This window comes from Mogibacterium pumilum (assembly GCF_002243385.1).
In the GTDB taxonomy this organism is placed as follows: domain Bacteria; phylum Bacillota; class Clostridia; order Peptostreptococcales; family Anaerovoracaceae; genus Mogibacterium; species Mogibacterium pumilum.
Genome location: NZ_CP016199.1, coordinates 483812 through 488670 on the forward strand (window position 1 = coordinate 483812; position 4859 = coordinate 488670).

At 43.8% G+C, this 4859-nt stretch carries 2 protein-coding genes and 1 pseudogene; all 3 read left to right on the plus strand.

Translation table 11 applies throughout. The features are described from left to right. On the plus strand, nucleotides 1-908 hold a 908-nt coding region (locus tag AXF17_RS09160; RefSeq protein ID WP_169711309.1), incomplete at its 5' end, for a hypothetical protein. A gap of 77 nt (nucleotides 909-985) precedes the next feature. Continuing rightward, nucleotides 986-3934: a UPF0182 family membrane protein gene (locus AXF17_RS02420; RefSeq protein ID WP_237049062.1), complete on the plus strand. Its 2949-nt coding sequence runs from the start codon at nucleotides 986-988 to the stop codon at nucleotides 3932-3934. A gap of 94 nt (nucleotides 3935-4028) precedes the next feature. Further along, nucleotides 4029-4859 (plus strand): annotated as a pseudogene (locus AXF17_RS02425) (glutamine synthetase); the annotation flags it as partial.

The window sequence follows — 4859 nt, forward strand, 5'->3', positions numbered from 1 at the left end:
CATCTGAGACAGTAGAGTTGCCAACTAGAGATGTTGTGACCGCAGAAGAACTCGTACAGGAACCTGTACAGACAGAGCCGGAGGCGGTTGCCGCTCCAGTTAATTCAGAGCTGACAAGCCTGGAGTCAGAACTCGCTACGCTAGGATTTGATACAATCGATGACGAGCCAGATGAAGAAGCTGACATGTTCTTCTCTGCAGATGATGTGGCAGATGCTAACGCCACAGTTGTAGACGAGAACAGTGACGAGCTAAAGCAGGAAGAGGTTATGTCGATTGACGACCTACAGAAGGATCTCTTTGGCACAGACGCCGAAGATGCTGGCATGGAAGCAACTCGCAAGATAGATAAGTTCTACACCCTCTATCGCAAGAACGAAGAGTTCCAGCAGCTTCTTGATGAAGAGTACAAGAAACTTCAGGATGGAAGTGCAGACTACACACTGATGGAGGATGTACTAGCTGAATATCAGGATGAGGAAGAAGAGGAAACTCCAGTTGAGGCTCATCACGAGACAGTTGAAGCTGTAGTAAAGGCAGAGTCAGCTAAGCTTGAAGCGGCCAGGCAAGAAGTTGGATCAGAACTAAGCAACAGTGCTAATGTTACTGAACCTATTACTGCTGCTACAACTCTAGTTAGCTCACCAGCTCAGGCTGCGGTTAACACAGCAAGCAATGCAGGTACTATTGCACCATCTGTAATTGACGATGATGATGAAGAATCTCGCAAGGGCGGAGTTCTCACAGTAATTGCAGTTATCGTAGCAATCCTGCTAGTGATGCTTTTAGTTGTTATACTCATACTCAACTTTGCACCAGATAGCAGCATTGCTCAACGTATCAGCGAAATTATTGGAAAGTTTACAAACTTCGCATCGCTGGGTGATAATTCTGAATTGCTACTATAGGAGTAATTTAAACGTAAATGCAGCGGCATGCTTGACGGCTACCGCTGCATTATGTGGTTTTTGGGGATTTAATTGATATGCAAAATAATTTTGGGAAATCGAAAAAGAATAAAGAGTCGGGGAATAAGGCAAAGCACTCTTTGCGTAAGCTAATACTCGTTGCTACCATTATTCTTATTGTTATAGGTAATTGTGTTGGATTCATTACCGACTGGATGTGGTTCAAAGAACTTGGGTTTACCAAGGTTTTCTGGACTCAACTCGCAACAGAGGTGAAACTGGGAATAGTGACATTCATCCTTGCTGGTCTGCTTGTGCGCATATACCTCAATAGTTTGCGAAAAGGATACTTTAGCAAGATTGAGTCGCATGACATCCCAGATATGCACAAACTTAACGTGCTGTCATGGGTGATTTCAGTTGTATTTGGACTTGCAGCGGCAGTTGTAACGGCAACCGGTACGTGGCAATCATTCCTCATGTTTGCAAACTCATCAAAGTTTGGACTTAAGGACCCGATTTTCGGACTAGATATCTCGTTCTATGTGTTCAAACTTGAGTTCTTGTCTAAGCTGAACTCAATCGCGATATTCGTAATTATCGGCGTGGTGATCGTTACCCTTATTTACTATGCAGTCCTTCTGTCTGTAAGGACACCTGATATCTTTGATAAGGACGATGTTTTCGAAGATCTTGAAGCAGAGGAAGCAGCTAGAAAAGCGAAGGCAGAGTCGGAAGAAGACGATGAAGTAAAGTATGGCAGACCTGATAATAGCATTCCATTTGGCAGAAAAGACCCTATGGATAATATTACGAAGTTCGTCAAGGGTGTTGGCAATAAAGCAAGACAGCAGGCTAAGAAACGCACGAGGAGGCGTGAAGTTAACCAGCTCAATGTGGACCATTTGTTTAGCCTGGCATCTGGCAAGGCTATGATTTTGGGCGTCATTTTCTACATTATGCTGGGTATTCATTTCCTGCTCAAGCAGTTCACGTTGCTACATGCACACACAGGAACAGTATATGGCGCAGGATTTACCGACATTGCAATTACGCAGAAAGCATACCTTCTCGTTACAGTGCTTGCAGCAGTTGGAGCGGTAAGTCTCGTAAGGCACGTGCATAAGAAAGAATATCTGAAACTCGCGAGAGTTCCAATGATCATAATAGGCGTGCTTTTCCTCGGAACTGTTCTTAGGGTTGGAGTACAGAACCTTATCGTTGCTCCAGATGAAATTAACAAAGAGAACAAGTATATCAAGAATAACATCCAGTACACTAATCATGCGTATGGACTCGATAAGGTTAAGGTGGATTATTTTGCGGCGCAGAACAATCTTACTGCTGCTGATATAGCGGATAACAAGCCAACTATCAGCAACATTAGAATAAACGACTACGAGCCGGTAAAGGATTACTATAACCAGACGCAGAGTATTCGTCAGTACTATGACTTCAATGATGTTGACGTAGATAGATACACCATCAATGGCGCTGAGACACAGGCTTACCTGTCGGCTCGTGAGATTAACGAGAGTAAGATAAGCGATACATGGATCAACAAACATCTTAAGTATACCCACGGATACGGGGTTACACTGTCTAAAGTTAATTCGGTAACGGCGAGCGGCCAGCCGGATGTTCTCATTAAGAACATTCCGCCGGAGTCGAATATTCCAGAGATTAAGATTACGAGACCGGAGATTTATTTCGGTGAACTCACCAACAATTACATCATAGTAAACGGAGATGAGCAGGAATTTGACTACCCGGATGGCAACAGTAACAAGTATACTAAGTACAAGGGTAAAGCCGGTATTAAACTCGGTCTTGTAAATAGGCTGCTGTTCTCTATCAGAGAGGGAAGCATGCAGATGCTTGTGTCTAGAAACATCAACTCTGACTCGAGAATTATCATCCATAGAAATATCCTTGAACGAGTTAACAAGATTTTGCCATATCTCGAATATGAAAAAGATCCTTACATGACTATCGTTGATGGTAAGCTATACTGGATTATCGATGCATATACAACCAGCAGTAGCTATCCATATTCCGAGCCTTATTCGGGACAGATTGGATCGACGAATTACATCAGAAACTCGATAAAGGTCGTAGTGGACGCTTACAACGGAGATGTAAACTACTACGTTGTGGATGATTCTGATCCGATAGCAAAGACCTATGCTAAAATATATCCGACGCTGTTTAAGAGCAAGGATAAGATTCCGGCTGGAATCAAGAAGCATTTCAAGTATCCGTCGACGCTTCTCAACATTCAAGCTGGAGCTTATACCAAGTACCACATGAATGAGGTGAAGGTTTTCTACCAGAAGGAAGATCTCTGGGATATTGCAAACCAGATATACGGAACGAAGGAAAAGCCAATGAGCTCGAGCTTCTTCATATTTAATTTACCAGGCGAGAAGAACGCTGAGTTTATCAACATGATTCCGTTTACGCCTAAGTCGAAGCAGAATATGACTGCGATTATGATGGCTAGGAACGATGGAGATGAATACGGCAAGCTCGTGGTGTATAAGCTTCCTAAGAACAAAACTGTTTATGGACCTATGCAGGTCGAGGCGCAGATAGACCAGAATTCGGAGATTGCCAAGGAGTTCTCGCTATGGAATTCGTCAGGAACTACATATAAGCGTGGAGACATGTTTATAATTCCTGTAAATGATTCTATAATGTACGTAGAGCCGGTATATCTCGAGGCTTCAAATCAGGCTATTCCTGAGGTTAAGCGAGTAATTGTCGCATACGGAGATAAGATAGCTTACGCATCCACTTTGGATGAGGCACTTGAGATTCTGTTCGGGGATGGAGCGGGAAATTCAGGCAGCGTAAGCAGTAACTCGTCAAGTGGTTCTAGCGTCTCAAGTAGCCAGAAGGAGCTGATTGGCAAGGCTAAGGAAGCGTACGATAATGCTGTAAAGGCTCAGAAGAATGGAGACTGGAAGGCTTATGGGGAATATCTAAATAAACTATCTGGATATCTTGACCAGTTAGCAGGATAAGCTGAACACAGAGCGTTTAGGGGACACAACTTCAGTGAAAATGATGTAAGACTAGGATTGAACAGCTTTAAACTTTGCGAGATAAGGAGAGGTTATGATAAATTTCGATTTAGAAAAGATGCTCTTTACGATTCCGGCAGACGAACACGGAATTGAGTCAGTTACAGAGGTGCTAAGTGGGCACCCTGAAGTTAAGTTCGTGTCATTTGCGGGAGTTGACCTTGGAGGTCATTTTACGGATGAGAAAATTCCGATCAAGACCTTCATCAATGACATGGAGAAGCTCCTGGAGAACGGTGTTCAGACAGATGGTTCCAGCGTAGCGCTACCAGAGATCGCTAACCTTGCAAATGCCAGAGTGGACATCCTTCCAGACAAGGATGTGAACTGGTATGTTGAGTATAATTTCAACAATATGGATTTTGCGACAGGTTTGCCGGTGGGAACACTCAGAATTCCGTCCTTCTTAAGGCACAACAACGACAGAATGGTCGGTTCACGAATTTTCTGTAAGGAGTCAATTAACAGATTTAAGACTAGACTCATGGAGATGTTGAGACAATATCCATATGTCATAGACTACCTTGATGGAATCAACTCGATTGACGATATCGAGGAAATCAACCTGACTAGTGCAACAGAGCTAGAATTCTGGGTAAAGACTCCAGACGACAAGGCTGACAGAGACCAGCTCTCGACTTCACAGGAGCTCAAGGAACAGTACTGGAAGAGAACTATCGGACCTGTAAATACAGCGCTCGAACAGACCATAGAGATACTCAATCACTACGGCTTTGGCGTAGAGATGGGACACAAAGAGGTTGGTGGCGTAAGAGCTAAGATGGGAAATTCCGGAAGTTACGACCATATCATGGAGCAGCTCGAAATCGACTGGCGATTCTCAACCCCTGTGCAAGCAGGGGAT

What these genes read in the sequence shown, in the direction of transcription:
- AXF17_RS02420 (WP_237049062.1), top strand. Translation starts at nt 986, where the DNA reads ATGCAAAATAATTTTGGGAAATCGAAAAAGAATAAAGAGTCGGGGAAT.